Source organism: Hansschlegelia plantiphila (assembly GCF_027922265.1).
GTDB classification, from domain to species: domain Bacteria; phylum Pseudomonadota; class Alphaproteobacteria; order Rhizobiales; family Methylopilaceae; genus Methylopila; species Methylopila plantiphila.
This window is the reverse complement of the sequence record NZ_BSFI01000007.1, coordinates 187,355-209,275: the sequence shown is the minus strand read 5'-3', so window position 1 is coordinate 209,275 and position 21,921 is coordinate 187,355. Positions and strand designations below refer to the sequence as shown.

The 21,921-nt window shown below is 68.0% G+C and carries 28 protein-coding genes and 1 pseudogene; 17 read left to right on the top strand and 12 right to left on the bottom strand.

What is annotated here, in order from left to right:
- Positions 1–71 precede the first annotated feature (71 nt).
- The 4 genes from pgsA to PKE75_RS07295 all read left to right on the top strand — a co-directional run bounded on the left by pgsA (position 72) and on the right by PKE75_RS07295 (position 2,160).
- On the top strand, positions 72–713 hold the full coding sequence (gene pgsA / locus PKE75_RS07310) for a CDP-diacylglycerol--glycerol-3-phosphate 3-phosphatidyltransferase (protein WP_271168056.1): 642 nt from the start codon (positions 72–74) through the stop codon (positions 711–713).
- The gene (gene moaD, locus PKE75_RS07305; protein ID WP_271168055.1) at positions 710–961 is read left to right on the top strand and encodes a molybdopterin converting factor subunit 1; all 252 of its coding nucleotides are present in this window, start codon (positions 710–712) and stop codon (positions 959–961) included. The genes pgsA and moaD overlap by 4 nt, the downstream gene beginning before the upstream one ends.
- Positions 962–964: 3 nt before the next feature.
- A complete protein-coding gene (locus tag PKE75_RS07300) occupies positions 965–1,420 on the top strand; it encodes a molybdenum cofactor biosynthesis protein MoaE (protein WP_271168054.1) in 456 nt (151 codons plus the stop codon).
- Positions 1,421–1,509: 89 nt separating this feature from the next.
- Positions 1,510–2,160: a hypothetical protein gene (locus PKE75_RS07295; RefSeq protein WP_271168053.1), complete on the top strand. Its 651-nt coding sequence runs from the start codon at positions 1,510–1,512 to the stop codon at positions 2,158–2,160.
- Positions 2,161–2,227: 67 nt separating this feature from the next.
- Here the strand turns inward: PKE75_RS07295 and PKE75_RS07290 are convergent, their stop codons facing one another.
- Positions 2,228–3,130, bottom strand: coding sequence for a branched-chain amino acid aminotransferase (locus PKE75_RS07290; RefSeq protein WP_271168052.1), 903 nt, complete (start codon positions 3,128–3,130; stop codon positions 2,228–2,230).
- A gap of 256 nt (positions 3,131–3,386) precedes the next feature.
- On the opposite strand from PKE75_RS07290, the gene PKE75_RS07285 reads away from it, so the two are divergent.
- Genes PKE75_RS07285 through PKE75_RS07275 form a run of 3 tightly spaced genes read left to right on the top strand, consistent with a single transcriptional unit; the run spans position 3,387 to position 5,978 of the window.
- The gene (locus PKE75_RS07285) at positions 3,387–3,923 is read left to right on the top strand and encodes a MarR family winged helix-turn-helix transcriptional regulator (protein WP_271168051.1); all 537 of its coding nucleotides are present in this window, start codon (positions 3,387–3,389) and stop codon (positions 3,921–3,923) included.
- A 1-nt stretch (position 3,924) separates the two neighbouring features.
- Entirely contained in the window at positions 3,925–4,644 is a 720-nt protein-coding gene (locus PKE75_RS07280) for a response regulator (RefSeq protein WP_271168050.1), read from the top strand.
- Positions 4,641–5,978, top strand: coding sequence for an ATP-binding protein (locus PKE75_RS07275; protein WP_271168049.1), 1,338 nt, complete (start codon positions 4,641–4,643; stop codon positions 5,976–5,978). The genes PKE75_RS07280 and PKE75_RS07275 overlap by 4 nt, the downstream gene beginning before the upstream one ends.
- Before the next feature lie 142 nt (positions 5,979–6,120).
- Here the strand turns inward: PKE75_RS07275 and PKE75_RS07270 are convergent, their stop codons facing one another.
- The 7 genes from PKE75_RS07270 to PKE75_RS07240 form a co-directional block, all read right to left on the bottom strand.
- Positions 6,121–6,474 carry a tRNA-binding protein gene (locus PKE75_RS07270; RefSeq protein ID WP_271168048.1) on the bottom strand — a complete coding sequence of 118 codons (354 nt, stop codon included), beginning with the start codon at positions 6,472–6,474 and terminating at the stop codon, positions 6,121–6,123.
- Positions 6,471–7,199: a TetR/AcrR family transcriptional regulator gene (locus tag PKE75_RS07265; protein ID WP_271168047.1), complete on the bottom strand. Its 729-nt coding sequence runs from the start codon at positions 7,197–7,199 to the stop codon at positions 6,471–6,473. Before PKE75_RS07265 ends, PKE75_RS07270 begins: the two co-directional genes overlap by 4 nt.
- An 81-nt stretch (positions 7,200–7,280) precedes the next feature.
- Positions 7,281–8,120 (bottom strand): pyrroline-5-carboxylate reductase, encoded by an 840-nt coding sequence (proC, locus tag PKE75_RS07260; protein WP_271168046.1) that lies wholly within the window; start codon positions 8,118–8,120, stop codon positions 7,281–7,283.
- Positions 8,121–8,136: 16 nt separating this feature from the next.
- Positions 8,137–8,637 carry a type III secretion system chaperone family protein gene (locus tag PKE75_RS07255; protein WP_271168045.1) on the bottom strand — a complete coding sequence of 167 codons (501 nt, stop codon included), beginning with the start codon at positions 8,635–8,637 and terminating at the stop codon, positions 8,137–8,139.
- A 190-nt stretch (positions 8,638–8,827) separates the two neighbouring features.
- On the bottom strand, positions 8,828–9,175 hold the full coding sequence (locus PKE75_RS07250; RefSeq protein WP_271168044.1) for an accessory factor UbiK family protein: 348 nt from the start codon (positions 9,173–9,175) through the stop codon (positions 8,828–8,830).
- Between the two features lie 94 nt (positions 9,176–9,269).
- A complete protein-coding gene (locus PKE75_RS07245) occupies positions 9,270–10,322 on the bottom strand; it encodes a DUF1176 domain-containing protein (RefSeq protein WP_271168043.1) in 1,053 nt (350 codons plus the stop codon).
- 97 nt (positions 10,323–10,419) lie between these two features.
- A complete protein-coding gene (locus tag PKE75_RS07240; RefSeq protein WP_271168042.1) occupies positions 10,420–12,168 on the bottom strand; it encodes a nitrilase-related carbon-nitrogen hydrolase in 1,749 nt (582 codons plus the stop codon).
- A 269-nt stretch (positions 12,169–12,437) separates the two neighbouring features.
- On the opposite strand from PKE75_RS07240, the gene lgt reads away from it, so the two are divergent.
- The 8 genes from lgt to ychF all read left to right on the top strand — a co-directional run bounded on the left by lgt (position 12,438) and on the right by ychF (position 19,160).
- Entirely contained in the window at positions 12,438–13,256 is an 819-nt protein-coding gene (gene lgt / locus PKE75_RS07235; RefSeq protein ID WP_271168041.1) for a prolipoprotein diacylglyceryl transferase, read from the top strand.
- Entirely contained in the window at positions 13,253–14,371 is a 1,119-nt protein-coding gene (locus PKE75_RS07230) for a class I SAM-dependent methyltransferase (RefSeq protein WP_271168040.1), read from the top strand. The genes lgt and PKE75_RS07230 overlap by 4 nt, the downstream gene beginning before the upstream one ends.
- Positions 14,368–15,150: a purine nucleoside phosphorylase YfiH/LACC1 family protein gene (locus PKE75_RS07225; RefSeq protein ID WP_271168039.1), complete on the top strand. Its 783-nt coding sequence runs from the start codon at positions 14,368–14,370 to the stop codon at positions 15,148–15,150. Before PKE75_RS07230 ends, PKE75_RS07225 begins: the two co-directional genes overlap by 4 nt.
- A 159-nt stretch (positions 15,151–15,309) precedes the next feature.
- The gene (locus PKE75_RS07220; RefSeq protein WP_271168038.1) at positions 15,310–16,242 is read left to right on the top strand and encodes a ribose-phosphate pyrophosphokinase; all 933 of its coding nucleotides are present in this window, start codon (positions 15,310–15,312) and stop codon (positions 16,240–16,242) included.
- 64 nt (positions 16,243–16,306) lie between these two features.
- Positions 16,307–16,510: a hypothetical protein gene (locus PKE75_RS07215; protein ID WP_271168037.1), complete on the top strand. Its 204-nt coding sequence runs from the start codon at positions 16,307–16,309 to the stop codon at positions 16,508–16,510.
- 131 nt (positions 16,511–16,641) lie between these two features.
- Entirely contained in the window at positions 16,642–17,388 is a 747-nt protein-coding gene (locus tag PKE75_RS07210; RefSeq protein ID WP_271168036.1) for a 50S ribosomal protein L25/general stress protein Ctc, read from the top strand.
- A 23-nt stretch (positions 17,389–17,411) separates the two neighbouring features.
- Entirely contained in the window at positions 17,412–18,002 is a 591-nt protein-coding gene (pth, locus tag PKE75_RS07205; protein WP_271168035.1) for an aminoacyl-tRNA hydrolase, read from the top strand.
- 60 nt (positions 18,003–18,062) lie between these two features.
- On the top strand, positions 18,063–19,160 hold the full coding sequence (ychF, locus tag PKE75_RS07200) for a redox-regulated ATPase YchF (protein WP_271168034.1): 1,098 nt from the start codon (positions 18,063–18,065) through the stop codon (positions 19,158–19,160).
- A gap of 175 nt (positions 19,161–19,335) precedes the next feature.
- On the opposite strand, the gene fliJ is transcribed toward ychF, so the two are convergent.
- Entirely contained in the window at positions 19,336–19,752 is a 417-nt protein-coding gene (gene fliJ / locus PKE75_RS07195; RefSeq protein WP_271168525.1) for a flagellar export protein FliJ, read from the bottom strand.
- A gap of 24 nt (positions 19,753–19,776) precedes the next feature.
- Positions 19,777–19,896, bottom strand: a complete 120-nt coding sequence (locus tag PKE75_RS07190) for a hypothetical protein (protein ID WP_271168524.1) — start codon at positions 19,894–19,896, stop codon at positions 19,777–19,779.
- Here PKE75_RS07190 and PKE75_RS07185 point away from each other — a divergent pair.
- A complete protein-coding gene (locus PKE75_RS07185; RefSeq protein WP_271168549.1) occupies positions 19,886–20,062 on the top strand; it encodes a hypothetical protein in 177 nt (58 codons plus the stop codon). The genes PKE75_RS07190 and PKE75_RS07185 overlap by 11 nt on opposite strands.
- Before the next feature lie 358 nt (positions 20,063–20,420).
- Positions 20,421–21,125, top strand: coding sequence for a response regulator transcription factor CtrA (gene ctrA / locus PKE75_RS07180; RefSeq protein WP_271168033.1), 705 nt, complete (start codon positions 20,421–20,423; stop codon positions 21,123–21,125).
- A 116-nt stretch (positions 21,126–21,241) separates the two neighbouring features.
- Here ctrA and PKE75_RS07175 read toward each other — a convergent pair.
- Positions 21,242–21,435 (bottom strand): annotated as a pseudogene (locus PKE75_RS07175) (CheR family methyltransferase); the annotation flags it as partial.
- A 97-nt stretch (positions 21,436–21,532) separates the two neighbouring features.
- Positions 21,533–21,898 carry a response regulator gene (locus PKE75_RS07170; RefSeq protein ID WP_271168032.1) on the bottom strand — a complete coding sequence of 122 codons (366 nt, stop codon included), beginning with the start codon at positions 21,896–21,898 and terminating at the stop codon, positions 21,533–21,535.
- Positions 21,899–21,921: the final 23 nt, after the last annotated feature.

Here is a 21,921-nt window from a genome sequence, read left to right as displayed (position 1 = left end):
GCGTGTTGACGCCCGCGGCGCCCCGTGGTCGTGTCCCGGACAGGGCCGCACCTGAGTTTCACAGCAGAAAAATGAGCGCCGAAAGCCATATTCAACCGACGGCCGCGCCCCGGCCGCGGCCCGCCGCCAATCCCTCGCGGCTGCACGTTCTGAGCCTGCCGAACCTGCTGACCTACGGCCGGATCGCCGCCGTGCCGATGGTCGCAGGCTGCCTGTTCGTCGGCGGCCCGCCGTTCCGCTGGGCGGCGCTCGCCATCTTCGCGATCGCGGCCGTCACCGATTTTCTCGACGGCTACCTCGCCCGCGCCTGGGCGCAGCAGTCGCCGCTCGGCCGCATGCTCGATTCGATCGCGGACAAGCTCCTGGTCGCCGCCTGCCTGTTGATGCTCGCCTCCGACAACACCATTTCCGGCTGGTCGATCTGGGCCGCGGTAGTGATCCTGTGCCGCGAGATGCTGGTGTCGGGCCTGCGCGAGTTCCTCGCGGAGCTGCGCGTCAGCGTGCCGGCGACCCAGCTCGCGAAGTACAAGACCACGGCGCAGATGATCTCGCTCGGCTTTCTGCTGGTCGGACCGGCCGGCGAGGCCGTGCTGCCCGGCAACGTCACGATCGGGCTGACGCTGCTTTGGATCTCCGCGATCCTTACGCTTTACACCGGCTACGACTATCTCCGGGTGGGGCTGAGGCATGTGCTCGAGGATCCCTCGGAATGAAGCTGCTGTACTTCGCCTGGGTGCGCGAACGCATCGGGCGCGCCGAAGAGGAGGCCGAGGCGCCGGCCGGCGTCGCGACCGTCGCCGAGCTGATCGGCTGGCTGAGGAGCCGCGGGCCGCAATACGAGCGCGCCTTCGAGGCCGGCCCCTCGATCCGAGCCGCCATCGACAAGCGCCACGCGAAGCCGGACGCCCCGATCGCCGGCGCCCGCGAGATCGCGTTCTTCCCGCCGATGACCGGCGGCTGATCGATGGCGGTCCGCCTCCAGCGCGAGAGCTTCGACCTCGGCGCCGAGGTCGCCCGCCTGACCGCTGGCCGCAGCGACGCCGGCGCCGTCGTCACCTTCTCCGGCCTCTGCCGCGACCGCGCCGATTCCGGGGCCCCGCTGATCTCCCTCACCCTCGAGCACTATCCCGGCATGGTCGAGGAGGAGCTCGGGCGCATCGAGCAGGAGGCGCGGACGCGCTGGCCGATCGCCGACCTGCTGCTGATCCACCGCTACGGCCGCATCCTGCCGGGCGAGCCGATCGTGCTGGTCGTCACGCTCTCCCCCCACCGGGCGGCCGCGTTCGAGGCGGCGCAGTTCCTGATGGACTACCTCAAGACGTCGGCGCCGTTCTGGAAGCGCGAGGAGACCGAAGACGGACCCGCATGGGTGGCGTCGAAGGCCACCGACGACGAAGCGGCGACGCGCTGGTCTCGCTGAATCATCCCGCGATAAACCGGCGGTTAACGCGCGTTAACCCTAATGAAGGGTTAATCCCGTTTGGCCGGGATCATCGCTAAGATCGGACCATGGTCCAAGGTTTCTCCTTCCGCGCCGGCGCGGCCCTGATCGTCGGGGCCTATGTCGTGATCGTCGGACTGCTGGTTCTGGCCTCGGGCCACGACCTCTGGCGGCCGGTCGGCCACTACGTCCCGCAGGTCTCCTGGCTGATGCCGGAGACCACAACCGTCCGAATCGCCGCGCTCCGGTTGGCGGGAGAGCCCGGAACCGCCGCGCTCTACGCGCTGGTCGCAGCGATGTCCTGGGGATTGATCAGCGCGCTCGCCGCCGGCGGCTTCGCCTGGGGGACGCTCAACAAGGGCGCGACGCTGCTCGGCGTCGACAAGGCGATCAACTACGTGACCGCGCTCGTGATTTTCTATGCGATCGCGAAATCCACCGAAGTCGGGCTGCACGCCTTGCAGGCGAGCGGCCTGCCGCAAGGCGGCATATCGGCGATGCCCGGCATGTGGTTCGCGACTTTGATCCCGAGCGCCGCCATCCTCGCCCGTCTCGCCGCGCTGCTGGCGCACGACGCCGGCTCGCTGATCGCGGTCGCGATCGAAGCCGACCCCGATCGCCTCGCGGCGCTCGTCTCGGCGTCGGAGGAGCGGCGCGGACCGGACAGCCTGGAGGCGAAGCTCGCCCGCCGCATGGCGCGGCGCAGCAAGACCGCCTGAGTTCGACCATTCGAGCGGCCCGCCGCCGTCGCCCCGAGCCTTGGCCCGGAGCGACGGAGCTTTGTTCTCAGGCGGCGGCGACAGCCGCCTTCGGCGCCGGACGGACCGCCGCGGCGTAGTCGTTCATCAGGGTCTTGGTGATGTCGCCGACCGCAAAGCGGTGCTGGGCGATCTCAGAGACCGGAGTCACTTCCGCCGCCGTCCCGCAGATGAAGCACTCCTCGAATCCATCGAGCTCCTCGGGCATGATCGCCCGCTCGATCACCTCAATGCCGCGCGCCTTGGCGAGGCCGATCACGGTGCGGCGGGTGATGCCGTCGAGGAAGCAGTCCGGGGTCGGCGTATGGATCGCGCCGTCCTTCACGAAGAACACGTTGGCGCCGGTGCATTCCGCGACCTGGCCGCGCCAGTCGAGCATCAGCGCGTCGGCGTAGCCCTTCCGCTCGGCCGCATGCTTCGACAGCGTGCAGATCATGTAGAGCCCGGTCGCCTTCGCCTTCGACGGCGCGGTCCGCGGGTCAGGCCGGCGCCACTCGGCCAGGTCGACGCGGATGCCCTTCAGCCGCTCGGCCGGGTCGAAATAGCTCGGCCACTGCCACACCGCGATCGCGAGATGGATGGTGTTGCTCTGCGCCGCGACGCCCATCATCTCACTGCCGCGCCAGGCGATCGGCCTGATATAGGCGTCCTCGAAGCCCTGCCGCGCCAGCGTCGCCTCGCAGGCCCGGTCGATCTCGTCGACCGAGAACGGGATGTCGAAGCCGAGCAGCTTCCCCGAATTGACCAGACGCTGGTTGTGCTCGTGCATCTTGAAGATCACGCCGCCATAGGCGCGCTCGCCTTCGAACACGGCGCTCGCGTAATGCAGGCCGTGCGTCAGCACGTGCACCTTGGCGTCCGACCACGGCACGAAGGCGCCGTCGAACCAGATCTCGCCGTCGCGACTATCGAAGGGTTGGCCGTCGGCCATGGCTTGATCTCCTCAGGACGTCATTTGCGTCGGCCGTCAGCCGACATAGAAAACCGCTCTGCGTCTCCCGCGAGGGAGATGAGCGCGCCCTACCGGGCCGGCAAGGCGCTTTTGCGTCGCCGCTTCCAACCCGGTATCGTCGCCGCGACGCCACGAAGGATCGCCAATATGGCGCGGAAGACCGGAGCCGTCGAATTTCGGGCGGGGCTCCCTGGAAGCGGCCGGCACTCTGGCGACAGGATCGAATTAAGTCAACATGACTGACGTAATTTCGGCCGACAGCTGCACCGACCGTCCGCCGGTCTCAACCGCTTCCGAGGCGCCGGCGCGGCCGGCCTTCGACATCGTCGAACTGCTGTTCTTCGCCTATCGGGACTTTGTGCGGGACGCCGACGAGGCGCTGATCGCCTATGGATTCGGCCGAGCCCACCACCGGGTCCTGCATTTCGTCGACCGCCATCCCGGCCTGCGCGTCACCGAACTGCTGGATATCCTGAAGATCACCAAGCAGAGCCTCGGCCGTGTGCTCCGCGAGCTCGTCGACAAGGGCTTCGTCGTCCAGCGCGAGGGCGAGGCCGACCGCCGTCAGCGGCTGCTCTTCGTGACCGACCGGGGCGATCGGCTGGTGAACGAGCTTCACCGCCTGCAGACGCGCCGCGTGGCGCATGCGCTCTCGCAATGCAGCCCTGCGGCGGGAGAGGCCGTGCGGCGTTTCCTGTTCGAGATGATCGACGCGGAGGAGCGGCCGAAGGTGACCGCGCTCACGGGCTCGACGACCGGCGAACGGAGCTAGCATGGCGATCTCCGTCGCCGAGCCTCGCGCAATTCTGGACGACGCCTTGCATTTGCTGGTCGTCGACGACGACTCTCGCATCCGGTCCCTGCTCCACAAGTTCCTGACGTCGAACGGTTATCGCGTGACGACCGCCGCGTCCGCCGCGGAGGCCCGCATCAAGCTCGACCAGCTCACCTTCGATCTGCTGGTGCTCGACGTGATGATGCCGGGCGAAAACGGCCTCGACCTTGCCCGCGCCGTTCGGGCGCGCTCGGCCGTCCCGATCCTGATGCTGACGGCCCGCACCGAGACCGACGACCGCATCGCGGGGCTCGAGACCGGCGCCGACGACTATCTGTCGAAGCCGTTCAACCCTCGCGAATTGCTGCTGCGCATCGGCGGCATCCTCCGCCGCGCGGGGCCGACGGCGGGCGCCGCCTCGGCGCCGGAGGTGCGGTTCGGCCCGTTCGCGTTCCATCGCGGCCGCGGCGAGCTGAAGCGAGGCGACGAGGTCGTGCGTCTCACCGAACGTGAGCGGGATCTTCTCGCCGCGCTCGCGGAACGGCCGGGTCAGACCGTGCCGCGCTCCGCGATCGCCGGCGACGACGCGGCGCCGGGAGACCGCGCGGTCGACGTCGTGGTGACGCGGCTGCGGCGCAAGATCGAGACGGACCCGGCGAACCCGATCCTGCTGCAGACCGTGCGCGGGCTCGGCTACCGGCTCCTCACCGACGAATGAGCGGCAAGACCGGCCTGATCGGCTGGATCAAACGGCAGGCCCCGCGCGGTCTCTACACCCAGTCGCTGATCATCATCATCGCGCCGATGGTGCTGCTGCAGGGCGTCGTCGCGTTCGTCTTCATGGAGCGTCACTACGAACTGGTGACCAAGCGCCTGTCCTCGGCGGTGAGCCGCGACATCGCGGCGCTGGTCGACCTGCACCAGTCTTCGCCGAGCCCCGCGACCGACGCGAACATCGTGCGCATCGCCCGCGAACGGCTCGCGCTGCAGGTCGAGTTCCTCGCCCCCCAGGACCTGCCGCCGCCGCTGCCGAAGCCGTTCTTCTCGATCCTCGACGAGCGGCTGTCGTCCGAGATCGCCGACGACATCAAGCTTCCGTTCTGGATCGACACGATCGGACGATCGAACTTCGTCGAGATCCGCATCCAGCTCGGCGACGCCGTCATGAAGGTGCTTGCGCGCCGCAACCAGACCTACGCCTCCAACAGCCACATCTTCCTGATCTGGATGGTCGCAGCCTCGCTCGTGCTGATCGGCCTCGCGATCTATTTTCTGCGCGCGCAGCTCCGGCCGATCCTGGCGCTCTCGGAGGCCGCCGAGCGCTTCGGCAAGGGACGGCCGACGCCCGACTTCCGTCCGCGCGGGGCGCGCGAAATCCGGCTGGCCGCAATGTCCTTCATCGACATGCGCGACCGCATCGAACGCGCGATGGAGCAGCGCACTACGATGCTGGCCGGCGTCAGCCACGATCTGAGAACGATCCTCACGCGTTTCCGCCTGCAGCTGGCGCTGCTCGAGGAGACGCCGGAGGTGCTGGACATGAACAGCGACGTCGAGGAGATGTCGCGTATGCTGGAGGCCTACCTCGCCTTCATGCGCGGCGACGCCGGCGAGCCCGCCTCCCCGACCGACATCTCGCTGATGCTCCAGGACCTGAAGCGCGCGGCGGAAACCTCGGGCGCGGTCGCGACGGTCGAGAGCCACGGCGAGAACATCGCGATCGTGCGCCCCGACGCCTTCCGGCGCTGCCTGCAGAACCTCGTCGCCAACGCCGCCCGCTACGCCCGCCGCATCGCGATCGTCGCGGTCCATGACGGGCGATTGCTGGAGGTTCGGATCGACGACGACGGACCCGGCATTCCGCTCGATCAGCGCGAGGAGGCGTTCCGGCCGTTCCTGCGGCTCGACGAGGCGCGCAACCAGGATGGAGGCGGCTCGTCCGGCCTCGGTCTCGCGATCACCCGCGACATCGCGCGAAGCCATGGCGGCGACGTCACGCTGGAATCGAGTCCTCTCGGGGGGCTGAGAGCAGTGGTCAGGGTGCCGGCGTAAGGACGATCATTCGGCAGGCCGGTTCAGACCATGGCTCGTCGTGGTCCGGCTTGACCGGACCATCCATCTCGAACGGCGGGGGCTACACTAAAACGTGGATCCTCCGGTCACCGGCGGACGATGGCGCGCTTTATGACGACGTTCAGAACATCCGGCCGCCGTTCGGGACGCCGGTCGTCGGCGCGAGCAGCACGACTTCGCCGTCGGCGTCGGGAACGCCAAGCGTCAGAACCTCGGACATGAACCGCCCGATCTGCCGCGGCGGGAAGTTCACGACCGCGACCACCTGCTTGCCCACAAGCGCCGCCGGCTCGTAATGCCGGGTGATCTGCGCGGACGATCGCTTCACCCCGATCTCCGCGCCGAAGTCGATCCGGAGCTTGATCGCAGACTTGCGCGCCTCGGGATAAGGCTCCGCCTCGACGATCGTGCCGACCCGGATGTCGACCTTCGTGAAATCGCCGAACGCGATCTCCCCGGCGGCGGGTCCGCTCATGCCGCGGGCGCGACGTCTTCGGGAGCGGTCCTGTCCCGCGGCCGTCCCATCGCGCGGTCGAGAACACCGCGGAACGGCGCGGTCAGCCGGCCGACGTCTTCGGCGCGCCGCGCCCAGCGCTCCGCTTTGCGGAGCTCTTCGTCCAGGGCTTTCATGGTCCGGGCGAGGCCTTCGTCCGGATCATTGAGGAATGTCGCGAAAACGCGGGCGATGATCAGCACGAGCGCCTGCGCCCGGGCGGTTCCGAGCGGCCCGGCCTCCTGCACGCCCGCCGCCGCCAGCATCCATTGCATTGAGGACACCGCAAGCTGGTTCATCGCGGCCGCCCCGAGCGGGTCGGTGCGCAGGCCGTCGCGCACCGTCCGCAGCGCGTCGCGATAGGGCGCGAGCGCCTCGAAGCGGCGCATCAGGACGTCGAAGATCCGCTCCCGGGCCGGCTCGTCGGCCATGTCCCGCGTGTCGTTCGCCAGCACGTCGAGGTCGATCTTGCGGACGAAGCCGGCGAGGATCGCGCCTTTCGAGGGAAACAGACCGCGAAGCTCCGCGAGCGAAACGCCCGCGCGCGCCGCGACGTCATAGAGGCCGATATTGGCCCAGGATTTTTCCACGAGCAGCGCGAACAGCGCGTCGACGATCTTTTCGCGCGGATCGCCGATGGGCTTCGGCTGGGGCGACGCGCCCTGACCGGGCCTCGGGTCGATCGGATCGGATGGCGACGACGTCATGGCGGTTCTCCTCGATGCGGTCGCGTGACGAGGAACATAGGTCGCGGGAGGCGTCAGGTCCAAGACCAAGGCGGAAAACGCTCAGCCGGCGAGCTCTTTGGCCCTTCGGGTCGCCGCGGCGACCGCGCGCTCCATCAGCGGCGCAAGACCGTCATCGGCCATCAGAACGTCGAGCGCCGCAGCCGTGGTGCCGTTCGGCGAGGTCACGTTCTTGCGCAGGACTTCCGGCGGCTCGGCGGACTGCGAGAGCAGAACGCCCGAGCCCTCGACGGTTTTGCGGGCGAGCGTCTGGGCGAGGTCGGCGGGCAGCCCGGCGGAGACGCCCGCCCGCGCAAGCGCCTCGACCATCAGGAACACGTAAGCCGGCCCCGAGCCGGAGACGCCGGTCACGGCGTCGATCAGCGCCTCCTCCTCCACCCATACGACGTCGCCTACAGCCGTCAGCAGGCGGTCCGTCAATGCGCGCTGATCTGCGGTCACATGGGCGCCGGCGACGCAGCCGGTCACGCCGCGGCCGACCGCGGCCGGCGTGTTCGGCATCGCCCTGACGATGGCCTGCCGTTCGGCCAGTCCGCGCCCAAGGGTCGAAAGAGTCGTGCCGGCCATGATGGAGATAATGACCGTGCCGGGGCCCGCGAACGCCGCGGCGGCGGGTAGCGCGGCTTTGGCCATCTGCGGCTTCACCGCGACAAGGATGGCGACGGGATTGGAAAGCTGGCCGGCCTGCGGCCCCACAGTGCAGCCGAGGCGCTCGAGCTTTTCGACCGCGACGTCCGGCAGCGCCGGGTCGATGACGAAGGCGGTCTTCGGGTCGAGCCCGCGCGCCAACCATCCGTCGAGCAGGGCGCCGCCCATCTTTCCTGCGCCCACGAGAAGAACCGGGCCGCCCGGATCGAGCGGCCCGGCCTCATGCGAAGTCATCGGGAAATCGAGGTCGTCACGCCTCCCCCACCGTTTCGAAAGCCACCACCTCCATGGCCTCCTTTGCGCTCTTGCCGGCCCAGAGCACGAACTGGAACGCCTGGTAATGGCGTTCGCAGGCTTCGATCGCGGCTTCGAGCATCGCCTCGCACTGGGCGGCGCTCGCTTCCGCGCCTCCGGAGAGCAGCAGCGAATGGCGATAGGCCACCACCCCTTCCGCACTCCAGAGGTCGAAGTGACCGAGCCACATCTGCTCGTTCACCAGAGTCAGCAGTTGCAGAATCTCCGTCTTTCGGCGATCGGGAACCTTGAGATCGAAGGCGCAGGCGAGGTGCAGGGACTCCAGCTCGCTCATCCACGTGAGAGACACGTGGTAGTCGGTCCATGATCCGTCGACGGAGATCGTGATCTCGTCGTCGCCCGACCGGTCGAAAGACCAGTCGTTCAACGTCGCGATGCGTTCGATCATGTCGACAGGATGGCCCTGGCGATCGGCGTCCACGTCGATGAGAGCCATGAGCTCCTCCCGGGGTGAGGCCCGGCGAAACGGGCGTGGGAACGACGTCACGCGTGACGGACGGACCAAGGGCGGTCCGTCAACCGCGGCCCTGAAGTCGTCGATGCACACCCCGACGATTCGAGCCGCCATATACAGTATATGGCGCCGCTTGCCGCGCTGCACACTGGCGATAGCGCGGCTTCAGAATTTAATCCCCGACTGCGTCGTCGAGGCCCTTCGGCCCGCCCTCGGGCGCCGGCTCTGGAACGGCGTCCGGCGTCGGCTCCCCGCGAAAATCGTCGCGGTGCGACCCGGCGGAGGCTTCGAGCGCGGCCAGGCGCTCGGCGAGCTTCTCGTTCTCCTCGCGCGCCTTTTGCGCCATCGCGCGCACCGCCTCGAACTCGTCGCGGCGGACGAGGTCGAGATCGGACAGGATGCGCGACGCCTGGCTGCGCACGACGGTCTCGACCTCACGGCGCAGGCCGGACGCGGCGCCGGCGGCGTCGGTCATCAGGCGGCCGATCTCGTCGAACACGCGGCCTCGGGTCTCGGTCATCGGCGTCAGGTCTCCGGAAGGTCCGTCTGCGCCATGAGATGGCTCTCCGCCCCCTCAGGCGCAAGCCTTTTCCCCGACGGCGTCTGCGCCCGCCTCAGCCGGCGCGCTGTGGTCGCGCCCGATAGAGCGTCGGCCAGTCGTCGGGGGATACGCCGCGGCAATCATCCACGCGGGCGAGGGATACGAGCCGGAAGGCCGAGCCGTCGAACGCCCAGGACGCGGACTGTCCGCAATCGCCGAGCCCGCGTCCCTTGTCGAACGCCGCCATCGTCAGCCCATCCTCCGACAGGGTCGGCCAGGTCAGCGTCGAACTGTCGTCGCTTGGCGTCGCGCCGGGCTCGAGAAAGTCCGCATGGGCGGCGGTGTCGCCCTCCGCGATCCACATCCGATAGGTCGTGTTGTAGGCGGCCTGCGTCTCGCACACCGCCCAGAGCGTCTTTGACGCCGTGAGCCGGATGGCGCTGACGTCGTCGCAGTCGGCGTCCGCGTCGCGCTTCACGCCGCGCGGCGTCGGAGGCGTCTTGTCGATCCCGGTCATCCGAACGGCGGAGATCACCGGAATGGCGGGCGCCGGCGGCACGGCGGACGACGCCGCTGGACCGCCTGAAACGAGCGCCGTCACGCCGCCGACGCGCTTCTGCTGGTCGTCGAGAAACAGCAGCGCTGCGGCCGAGCCGGCGAGCGAAACCTTGAAGGTCCCAACTGTCTCGCTTCCGTCGCGCACCGCCAGCGTCAGGCTCTTGGCTGACTTCAGCGCGGCGATGAAGGCCCGCGCCTCCGCCGGCGCGAGCTTCGCGCGGGCGTAAGGCCCGTCCGCCACGGCGGCGATCGGGCCGGAGGGCAACCCCGGAGCGGCTTTGCCGTCGAGAGCGACGGCGAGCGTCGGCGCCTTGGGCTCGGTGTCGAGGATCGCCGCGAAGGCGACGAGCGGCTCGTCGGCGGCGCCCGCCCCGCGTTCTATTCTCACATAGGCGTTCGCGTCCTCTTCCGGCGCAAGCCCGAGCGCCACGCAGGCCCGGAGGTTGTCGCAGCCGACAGTCCAGTCCTTGAAGGATTTGAGCGGGCCGGCGAGATCGGCTTGCGCCCGGACCGCCTGCGGCGTCGCGGCGCATGCGAGGGCGAGAATTAACGACGCCATGCGTTTCATGCCCATGTCCGCCCTGCGTCGAGATCCCTGCGCACTTTGATAAGCGAGCGCGCCGCGCTTCGCCAGATCGCAGCGCGCGCCCTGGGGCCCCTCTCGCTCAGCCGGCGGCGCGCTCGTTGCCGCGCTCGACGGCGAGCGGGACGTAGTGCTGAGGCAGGCGCATCGTCACGAGATCCTTCCGACGGATGGGATTGGTCGGATAGGGCGTGTCGAGATTGGTGGTGTCGAGCTCCGCCAGCGCGACGCCCTCGCCTTCGAAGACGATCGCCTCGCGGCGCGGGAAGGTGAAGGTCTCGGGTCCGAAGACGCCGCTCATCCCCGGGAAGCCCCGATCGGGGTCGACGACGTTGGCGAAGGCGAAGACGACGTTGTTCTCGCCGGCGCGCGCCCGGAAGTGGTGCCAGTGAAACGGGTCCGCGCCTGTCGGGATCGGGAAGCTCTGCTTCACCGCGCTGCCGGCATGGCCGAATGAGAACATGCCGGCCTGCGCCGCCGGACAGGCGATCAGATCGCAGCCGCGCAGCGCCAGGATGCGCCCGGCCTCCGGAAACAATGCGTCGTGCCCGATCAGGAGGCCGACGCGTCCGATCGGTATGTCGTAGACCGCCCAGGCGTCGCCGGCCTCGGCCCAAGGCCGGTCGCGCGCGTCGAGATGGATCTTCCGGTAGACGCCGACCACGCCCTCGGGGCCGACGAGCACGGCGGCGTTGTAGAGACGCGCCCCGTCCTTTTCCGCAAGGCCCGCGACCAGATGCAGGTTGTGTCGCGACGCGATGGCCATCAGGCGGGTGACGGCGTGGCCCGACACCGGCTCGGCGCGATCCGCCGGATCGTCGAGGCCGGTCACCGAGAGTTCGGGAAACGTCACGAGGTCGGCGCCGCGTTGCGCCGCCTCGGCGGCGAGCTCCGCGATCCTCGAGAGGTTCCCAGCCACGTCGGAGCCGGGAAGAAACTGCGCGACCGCGACCTTGGACAGTTTTCCGGGCGGCGGCGAGCGATGGCCGTAGAGCGAAAAGAAGTCGAGCGGGTTCCAACCGGACAGTCCGGTCGGCAATTCGCGGTAGAGCTGCGGTCGGCGCTGCGCGAACGTCGCCTCGCCGAGCACGGAGCGGGCGCGTGAGCGGTCTGTGTCGATCGCGGCGTAGGCGACGCCGTCGCCGCTGTCGATGACCGCCGCGATGGTCCCGTCCGGCGCGATCACGCAGCTTCCGCCGCTGAACTGCACGGTGCGCTCCAGCCCCCAGCGATTGCTCTCGATCAGCCAGCAGGAATTCTCGAAGGCCCGGCTGATCCAGTAGGGCGCAGGCGTGCGTTCCGACAGCCAGTTGGAGACGTGGCAGATGACGTCGGCGCCATCGAGCGCCACCAGCCGCGCGGTCTCGACGAAGTGGATGTCCATGCAGATCAGCAGCGCGATGCGGCCGAGCGCGGTCTCGAACACCTGATGGCCGAGGTCGCCGGGGGCGGCCCATTTCGGCTCCGAGATATAGGGATGGGTCTTGCGATGCTTGCCGATGACGCCGTCGGGTCCGATCAGCACCGCGGAGTTGTAGTAGAGCCCGGTCGTCGGTTCGACCTCGGGCATGCCGACGACGACATGCGCTCCGGTCGCCTTTGCGGCCGCGGCGAAGCGGTCGGTCGTCGGGCCGGGGATCGTCTCAACCTGCGACGAGACCTCGTCGCGATCGAACCAGCAATAGCCGGTCGTGCCCATCTCTGGGGTGACGATCAGGTCCGCGCCCCCGGCGGCGGCCTCCTCGACCAGTTGGAGAAGCCGCGCGATGTTGCGCTCCTTCTCGAACATGGTCGGTTCGAACTGCACGGCGGCGGCGGTGAACCTCGGCATGCTCGATCTCCGGCGGGGCCGACGCGCGACCCGAAAACAAAAAAGGGAGCTCCCGCGGGGCCGAAGCCAAACCAGCGGGAGCTCCCTTGCTCCTGAACGAAAGGCTAAGGGAGCCGTTTCGGACGGTCAAGCAAGAGTGGCGGCGCCCGTCCCCATCACTGCGCTACGCCATGCGGAGCCCGGCCGTTCGCCGAGGCCGAGACGGCGCGCCTTGACACCCCTCCCCGCTCCGCTCATCACCCGCCTCGATCCGCAGGAAGCCCGTCCGAATGCCGCTGTTCGCGATCGCCTACCCGATGATCGACCCGGTCGCGCTGCAGATCGGGCCGATCGCGATCCGCTGGTATGCGCTGGCCTATATCGCAGGCCTCCTGCTCGGCTGGTGGCTCGCCAAGCGCATCTGCGCAAAGGACGCGCTGTGGGGCGCGACGCCCCGGCTGAAACCGCTCGACATCGACGATCTCATCGTCTGGGTCGCCTTCGGCGTCATCCTCGGCGGCCGCATCGGCTACGTCCTGTTCTACGATCTGCCGCACTACGTCGCGAGCCCGCTCGAGGCGCTCGAGGTCTGGCATGGCGGCATGAGCTTCCACGGCGGCTTCCTCGGCGCAGCGGTCGCTCTGTCGCTGTTCGCGCGCCTGAAAAAGCTGCCGCTGATGCCGGTGTTCGACGTCGCGGCCGCCGTGACCCCGATCGGCCTGTTCTTCGGCCGCATCGCGAATTTCATCAATGGCGAGCTGTTCGGCCGGGTGACGGACGTTCCCTGGGCGATGGTGTTCCCCAATGGCGGCCCGGACCCGCGCCACCCGAGCCAGCTTTACCAGGCGACGCTTGAAGGCGTGGTGCTGTTCGTGCTCGTTCAGGTTCTCGTGCGCAGGGGCGCGCTCAAGCGGCCCGGTCTCGTCACCGGCGCCTTCGTCGCCGGCTATGGCCTCGCCCGCATCGTCGGCGAGTTCTTCCGCGAGCCGGATGCGCAGCTCGGCTTTCTCGCCGGCGGGCTCACGATGGGGATGCTGCTGTCGCTGCCGATGGTCGCGATCGGGCTCGCCGTTGTCGTGATCGCGTCGAAGCGCCCCGCCAACGGATGACCCCGCTTGGTCGGGAGATCGCCGCGCTGATCTCCGCGGAGGGTCCGATCAGCGTCGCGCGCTACATGGCGCTGTGCCTCGGCCATCCCGAGCACGGCTACTACGCCACTCGCGATCCCTTCGGCCCGGCCGGCGATTTCGTCACCGCGCCGGAGATCAGCCAGATGTTCGGCGAGCTGATCGGGCTCTGGTGCGCGGCGGTCTGGACGCAGATGGGCGCGCCGAAGCGCGTCGCCCTGATCGAGCTCGGACCCGGCCGCGGCACGCTGATGGCCGACATGCTCCGCGCGGCCAAGGCGGCGCCGGACTTTCGCGATGCGGTCGCGGTCACGCTCGTCGAGACCAGCCCGACGCTGCGCGCAGTGCAGGAACGGACGCTGCAGACCGCCGGCGTCGCTGTGAGGTGGGCGGCGACGGTGGATGAGGCGCTCGATCACGATCATCCCGTGGTCGCCGTGGCGAACGAATTCTTCGACGCCCTCCCGATCCGCCAGTTCGCCAGGACGGCCGCGGGCTGGCGGGAGCGGCTCGTCGGCCTCTCCGATGAGGGCGCGCTCGTGTTCGGCCTGGCGCCGGAGGCGCCGTCCGATCTCGATCCGCCGGAGCGTCCGACCGGCGCCCTGCTTGAAGTCTGTCCCGAGGCGCTCGCCATCGCAGCGCGCTTGGGCGGCCATGTCGCCGCCCATGGCGGGGCGGCGCTCGCGATCGACTACGGCTCGGGCTTCAGCGCCGGAGATACGTTGCAGGCGGTGCGCGCCCACGGCTTCGTCGATCCGCTCGCCGAGCCCGGCGAGGCCGACCTCACCGCCCATGTCGATTTCGGCGCGCTCGCCGCCGCCGCGCGCAGCCGCGGCGCGACGGCGATGCGGCTCGCGACGCAGGGCGATCTTCTCGACGCGCTCGGCCTCGCCGCGCGAGCGGCGCAGCTCTGCGCGAAAGCCTCGGACGCCCAGCGGGACGCGATCGTCGCGGCGGTCGCCCGCCTGACCGACCGCGCTCCGACCGGCATGGGCGCCCTGTTCAAGGCGCTCGCCTTCGCCGATCCTCGTCTCGGTCCCCTCCCCGGATTCGCACCCTCGCCCTCTTCCGCTCCTTCTGAAGGACCGACGCCATGACCGACGCCGTCCCGATCGTTCAATCGGCTCTCCTCGGCGCCCTTCCTGGCGTGCGCCACGCTTTCTTCACCCGCGAGGGCGGCGTTTCGCAGGGACTCTACGCCAGCCTCAACGGCGGCCTCGGTTCGAACGACGATCCCGAAGCCGTGCGCGAGAACCGGCGGCGAATGACGGAGGCGCTGGGCGTCGAGCCCGGCCGCCTCGCGGTGCCGTGGCAGGTGCATTCCGCAGACTCCGTCGCCGCCGCCGGCCCCTGGTCGCGGGACGGCGCTCCGCATGTCGACGCCGTCGCGACGGCGACGCGCGGCCTCGCCGTCGCCGTCACGATCGCAGACTGCGGGCCGATCCTGCTGGCCGATCCGAACGCAGGCGTGGTGGCCGCGGCGCATGCCGGCTGGAAGGGCGCGTTCTCGGGCGTGCTGGAGTCGACGCTCGCCCGGATGGAGGAGCTCGGCGCGTCGCGGCAAGCCGTCACCGCCGCGCTCGGACCATGCATCCGGCAGCAGAGCTATGAGGTCGGCCCGGAATTCGTCGCCCGCTTCACCACGGCCGATCCCGCCAACGCCCGCTTCTTTGCGGAGTCGCCGAAGCTTGGCCATTCGCTGTTCGACCTCGGCGGCTATGTCGTGGCGCGGCTCGAGGCGGCGGGCGTCGGCGCGGTCGACGATCTCGGGATCGACACCTACGCCGACGAGCGGCGCTTTTTCAGCTTCCGCCGGGCGACCCATCGAGGCGAGCCGGATTACGGCCGGCTGATCGCCGCGATCGCTCTTTCGTAAACCAAGCAGCTTAACCCGACGGACACACCGGCGCGGCAAGTTGCCGTTCCGACGCTTCATGACGTTGAGGCTGTCTGGAATCGCTGTTAAGAGCCCCTCGCCTCCTAAGCGCCGGCGCTGTCTCCCGCTGGCCGGCCGGACTTTTCGGGATCAAATCGCATGAAGGTCGTCGCCGGCAACTCCAACCGCGCGCTCGCCGAAGCGATCGCGGCCTACCTCGCCACGCCGCTTACGAGATGCAACGTGCGCCGCTTCGCGGACATGGAGGTGTTCGTCGAAATCCTGGAGAACGTCCGAGGCGAGGACGTGTTCGTCGTCCAGTCGACGTCGTTCCCGGCGAACGACCACCTGATGGAGCTTCTCATCATCATCGACGCGCTGCGCCGCTCCTCGGCGCGCCGCATCACCGCGGTCATGCCCTATTTCGGCTACGCCCGGCAGGATCGCCGCGCCGCCGGCCGCACGCCGATCTCGGCGAAGCTCGTCGCCAACATGATCACGCAGGCCGGCGCCGACCGGGTGCTGACGCTCGACCTTCACGCCGGACAGATCCAGGGCTTCTTCGACATCCCGACCGACAACCTGTTCGCCGCCCCCGTAATGGTGCGCGACATCAAGGAGCGGCTGCCGCAGGGCAATCTGATGGTCGTCTCCCCCGATGTCGGCGGCGTGCTCCGCGCCCGCGCGATCGCGAAACGCATCGACGCCCAGCTCGCCATCGTCGACAAGCGCCGCGAGCGGCCGGGCGAGAGCGAGGTGATGAACGTCATCGGCGACGTCGCGGGCCACTCCTGCATCCTCGTCGACGACATCGTGGATTCCGGCGGCACGCTGGTGAACGCCGCCGACGCCCTGCTCGAGCAGGGCGCCAAGGACGTCTACGCCTATCTCACCCATGGCGTGCTCTCGGGCGGCGCGGTCGCGCGCATCTCCGCGTCGCGCATCAAGGAGATGGTGGTGACCGACTCGATCCAGCCGACCGAGGCGGTGAGGGTCGCGAAGAACATCCGCACGATCTCGATCGCCACCCTGATCGGCGAAGCGATCGCCCGCACCTCGTCGGAAGAATCGGTCTCCAGCCTCTTCGACTGATCCGCCCTCCGCCCGCTGGCGTTTATCCGCGGCGGACCGCATCATATCCTGCATGAGAAGGCTCATGAGCTGGCTGCGCTTCAGTCTCGGGGTCCTCGCCAGTTTTCTGGCGGTGCTCTTCGTGATGGATTTTCTCTGCGTCACCTACACCGAGCTCAACGAGCCGTGGTTCTGGGCCGTGGTCGTCTGCAGCTTTTCGGTCGTCGTCTCGGTGCTGGCGATGTCGAAGGAGCAGGACGACGAAGACCGGCGCCTTTCGGGCGAGTAGCCGCCGGCGGTTCCGTTGTATTTTCGGGCGCGATCCGCTATTGCCTCGCGCGCGGCGTCCCACACCCCTGGAGGGGTTCGCTGCGGCAGGCCGCCCCGGTGGGCGGCCGTTTCAATTTCGGAGAGATCATAATGTCCGCGACCAAGGCTCTTAAGGCCGAGGCGCGCGAGAAGGCCGGTAAGGGGGCCGCCCGCGCGCTTCGCCGTGAAGGCAAGATTCCCGCTGTGATCTACGGCGGCAAGAAAGCTCCTGTCGGCATCTCGCTCGACCGGCGCGAGCTGACTCTGCTGCTCCACGCCGGCGGCTTCAAGACCACCGTGTTCGAGATCGACACCGGCTCCGGCAAGGAGCGGGCGATCCCGCGCGATTACCAGCGCGACCCGGTCAAGGACACGCTGCTGCACATCGACTTCTTCCGCGTCTCGGCCTCCTCGGTCGTCGACGTCGAGGTGCCGGTGCACTTCCTCAACGAAGACGACTGCCCCGGCATCAAGAAGCGTGGCGGCGTGCTCAACGTCGTGCTGCACGCAGTGCATGTGAAGGCTGGCGTCAACGACATCCCGAGCGCGATCGAGGTCGACCTGAAGGGTCTTCAGATCGGCGACATCATCCACGCCAACTCTGTGAAGCTGCCGAAGGGCGTCACCTTCGCGGCTGACGACCTCGACGAACTGACGATCGCGACCATCGCGGCGCCGACCGTCGTCGCCGAAGAGATCGCCGAGGAGCAGGCCGAGGCCGCCGCAGAGAACCGTGGCGAGACTGCGGAGCCCGAAGAGGGCGCCGAGGGCGAGGCTGCGGATACGGACGCGGAAGACGCCGACGCCAAGCAGGACGAGGACAAGAAGTCCGAAAGCCGCAAGTCGCAGGACGACTGATCGGCCTGGCGGGAGCTCTTTCCATGCTGCTCCTGGTCGGCCTCGGGAATCCGGGGCCGAAATACGAGAAGAACCGGCACAACATCGGCTTCATGGCCGTCGACCGGATCGCGTCCCGCCATGGCTTCGCGCCATGGCGGTCGCGCTTTCAGGGCGACGTCGCGGAAGGCGCGATCGGCGGCGTGAAGACGCTGCTGCTGAAACCCCGCACCTACATGAACGAGAGCGGCCGGTCGGTCGCCGAGGCCGCCCGCTTCTTCAAGATCGCGCTTCCCGACATCGCGGTGCTGCACGACGAACTCGACCTCGCGCCGGGTAAGCTGCGCGTGAAAGTCGGCGGCGGCAACGCCGGCCACAACGGCCTGCGCTCGATCACCGCCCATATGGGGAACGACTATAAGCGGGTGCGGCTGGGGATCGGCCATCCCGGCAGGGACGCCGTGCTGTCCTATGTGCTGAACGACTTCGGCAAGGGCGAGATGGAGTGGGTCGACGTGCTCACCGAGGCCGTGGCCGACGGCGCCGACCTGCTCGCGGCCGGCGAAGACAACAGCTTCCAGAACAAGGCGCACCTCCGGATGGAGGCGGCGGGGTTTGGCGACCCTCGTACTTGATCCCTTCCACGTGCTAGAAGCCGCCTCCTCCTGACCTGACAAGACGAGCGATCTCTCCCCATGGGCTTCAAATGCGGCATCGTCGGCCTGCCGAACGTCGGCAAGTCGACGCTTTTCAACGCGCTCACCCAGACCGCGGCCGCGCAGGCCGCGAACTATCCGTTCTGCACGATCGAGCCGAATGTCGGCGAGGTCGCCGTGCCGGACCCACGGCTGGAGACGCTTGCAGGCATCGCCGGCTCCAAGGAGATCATCCCGACGCGGTTGACCTTCGTGGACATCGCGGGGCTGGTGCGCGGAGCCTCCAAGGGCGAAGGTCTCGGCAACCAGTTCCTCGCGCATATCCGCGAGGTCGACGCCATCGCCTATGTGCTGCGCTGCTTCGAGGATGACGACGTCACCCATGTCGAGGGCAAGGTCGATCCGCTCTCCGACGCCGACACCGTCGAGACCGAATTGATGATCGCCGACCTCGAAAGCCTCGAGAAGCGCGTCGTCGCGCTTGAGAAGCGCGCGCGCGGCGGCGACAAGGAAGCCAAGGAGCAGCTCGAGATCGTCAACCGGGTCCTGCCGCTGCTGCGCGACGGCAAGCCGGCGCGGCTGGCGAAGATCGCCGACGACGAGCGCGCCGCCTTCGACGCGCTGAACCTGCTGACCTCGAAGCCCGTGCTCTATGTCGCGAATGTCGACGAGGGCTCGGCGGTCGAGGGCAACGCCTATTCCGCGAAGGTGATGGAGCGGGCGAAGGCGGAAGGCGCGGTCGCGGTCGCGATCTCAGCGAAGATCGAGAGCGAGATCGCCGTTCTGCCCACGGCGGAGCGCGCCGAATATCTGGAGGCGCTCGGCCTGCGCGAGGCCGGCCTCGACCGGCTGATCCACGCCGGCTACCAGCTGCTCGGGCTGGTCACCTATTTCACTGTCGGCCCGAAAGAGGCTCGCGCCTGGACGATCGAGCGCGGCACCAAGGCGCCGGCGGCCGCGGGCGTCATCCATTCCGATTTCGAGAAGGGCTTCATCCGCTCGGAAACGATCGCCTTCGCAGATTATGTCGCCCTCAAGGGCGAAAACGGCGCGAAGGACGCCGGCAAGATGCGGCTCGAGGGCAAGGAATACGTCGTCGCCGACGGCGACGTGCTGCACTTCCGCTTCGCGAACTGAGCGGGACGCCGATGTCCCGAACGCGCGACGCTTCCGACTAAGCCGTCATGCCCGGCGCAGCCGGGTATCCACGACTTGGATCGTCAAGCCGGCGATTGAAGGAAAGGCGCGGATTCCCGCGAAGACGCGGGCATGACGGACAGCGTGTCGTTCGCCTGAATCGGCCGGAGCTCGATCAGCCCACCCGCATCTCGGTGCGCGAGAGCCCGGTGCGGTCCATCTCGGCCTGGTCGCGGGCGGCGTCCGCCACACGCTCGCGGGCGACGTCGCGCTCTTCCAGCAGCTCGACCTTCTTCAGCTCCTCGAACGCTTCCGCCAGCGCGTCCTGCGCGTCGGTCAGTTGGCCGGCGAGCTCGTCGGCCGAGCGCTTGAGGTTGTCGCGACGGGCCATCGCGGCCTTGGCGTAGGTCGGATAGGCGTAATGGGCGATGTCGTGGATGCCCGCCTTTTCCTGCTCGTGCAGGATTTCGCGGTCGAGGTCGTTCGCCATGCGCTCGAATTCGGCGATCATGGTTTCGATCTGGACGAGCTGGCGGCGCTTCTCGTCGACTTGGAAGCGCTTGAGGCGAAGGAGGGTGTCTCGGGACTTCATGTCAGCCATGGAAACACACGCCGGTTAGCGTCCGGTTGCCGGAACGCTTAAGATCGTACGAAGCAGCGCATAGCCTTCGCTGAGACGTGTTGCTTCTTCCTTACCTTGCGTCAGAAACTGCTCGAACGGCTGATTGAGCGCGATCGCCTCGTCGACCTCCGGCGCGATCCCGGGCGATAGGCGCCGCCATCGCGCCGAGCGGGCCCGCCACCTCGACCAGCAGGCCGCGCACCCCGACGACACGGCCGAACGCTTGGCGACTGCGGGCGGCCTCCACCGTCTGCGGCAGGCCGCGCAGCGCGCCCGTTGAAAACAAGCTTATCGAATCCTGACCGGACGGCCCGAGGGTAACCCTTCATTTACCGCTCTGCTTAATTATGAGACTGCCGCCTTAAGGGATCGGAAACCGCCTCGCGACCCAAAGCTTGAGTCGAAAGAGTCAGTTAGCCTCGTTCTTTAAGAAAGTAGTCGAAATCGCGATTTTGGAAAAACTGTCCAATTTCAGTCGGTTACGGCAAATGAGCGGATGAATCAGAACGAGCTTGCGGCGCAGAATCACATTCTGTTAACCTTTCGCCACTAAGCTTGAATCGGACTGGAAACGATCGGTTCACCGTGTTGCCCGCTTCTTCCGGGGCAGGTAGCGCGGGCATCGATGGAGGAATCGCATGCGCGTTCTTCTCATAGAAGACGACAGGTCTACGGCTCAAAGCATCGAATTGATGCTCAAGTCCGAGAGTTTCAACGTCTATACGACGGAACTCGGAGAAGAGGGCATCGATCTCGGTAAGCTCTACGACTACGACATCATCCTCCTCGACCTGAACCTGCCCGACATGTCCGGCTATGAGGTGCTCCGCGCGCTTCGGGTCGCGAAGATCAAGACTCCGATCCTGATCCTGTCCGGCCTCGCAGGCATCGAGGACAAGGTTCGCGGCCTGGGAGTCGGCGCCGACGACTACATGACGAAGCCGTTCCACAAGGACGAGCTCGTCGCCCGCATCCACGCCATCGTCCGCCGTTCGAAGGGCCACGCCCAATCGGTCATCACGACCGGCGACCTCATCGTCAATCTCGACACTAAGACCGTCGAGGTCGGCGGCGCACGGGTGCATCTGACGGGCAAGGAATACCAGATGCTCGAGCTTCTGAGCCTCAGGAAGGGCTCGACGCTCACCAAGGAGATGTTCCTCAACCATCTCTATGGCGGCATGGACGAGCCGGAGCTGAAGATCATCGACGTCTTCATCTGCAAGCTCCGCAAGAAGCTCGCCAACGCCACCAACGGCAAGAACTACATCGAGACGGTCTGGGGTCGCGGCTATGTGCTGCGCGAGCCCAACGAGGACGACGGCCCCCGCGCAGTCGCCTGATCGCCCCGTCAGCCTCTCTACAAAAAGCCCTGCGCGGTCGCCGCGCGGGGCTTTTGCTTTTTCAGGGCGGCCGAAGTCGCACGCAGCGTCCGACGACCGTCATGCGCGGCGGCGGCTCACGCTGGAGGGGCTGATTGACGAAGTGGTGCGCGGGATGCGGCGCGAACCGCGCGCCCGATCAGGCTCTCGGCCGCGCCAAGCGCCAGGAAGCGTCCGGCGCCGTCTGCCGGGCGATGCGCGCCACGACGTCGGCCTTGGTCGCCTCGTCGAAATAGATCCGCACGTTGCGGCAGAACACGATGTCGAAACGCGTAATGCGCGCCGGTTACGCCTGCGACCGTGCGGTCGGGAGCGCGGCGCTCGGACGGGCTGGCGAGATCATCGGCGAGATCGATCCTGCCGCCGGCTCAGAGAAGCCCGACCTCGGTGAACTTCGACGCGATGATCTCCTTGTCGAAGGGCTTCATCACATATTCGTCCGCGCCCGCGCGCATCGCGCGGGTGATTTGGGAGACGTCGTTCTCGGTGGTGCAGAACACCACTTTCGGGGCGTCGCCGCCCGGCAGCGACCGCAGCTCCGTCAGGAACTCGAAGCCGTCCATCACCGGCATGTTCCAGTCGAGCAGGATGCCGTCGGGCATCGCCTGTTTGCAGAGCGCAAGCGCGGTCTCGCCGTTCTCGGCTTCGGAGATCCGCAGATCATGGCTCTCGAGGATGCGGCGGGCGACTTTTCGGACGACGCTCGAGTCGTCGACGACGAGACAGTGTTTCATGAACTCCCAAGCTCCGGATTCCG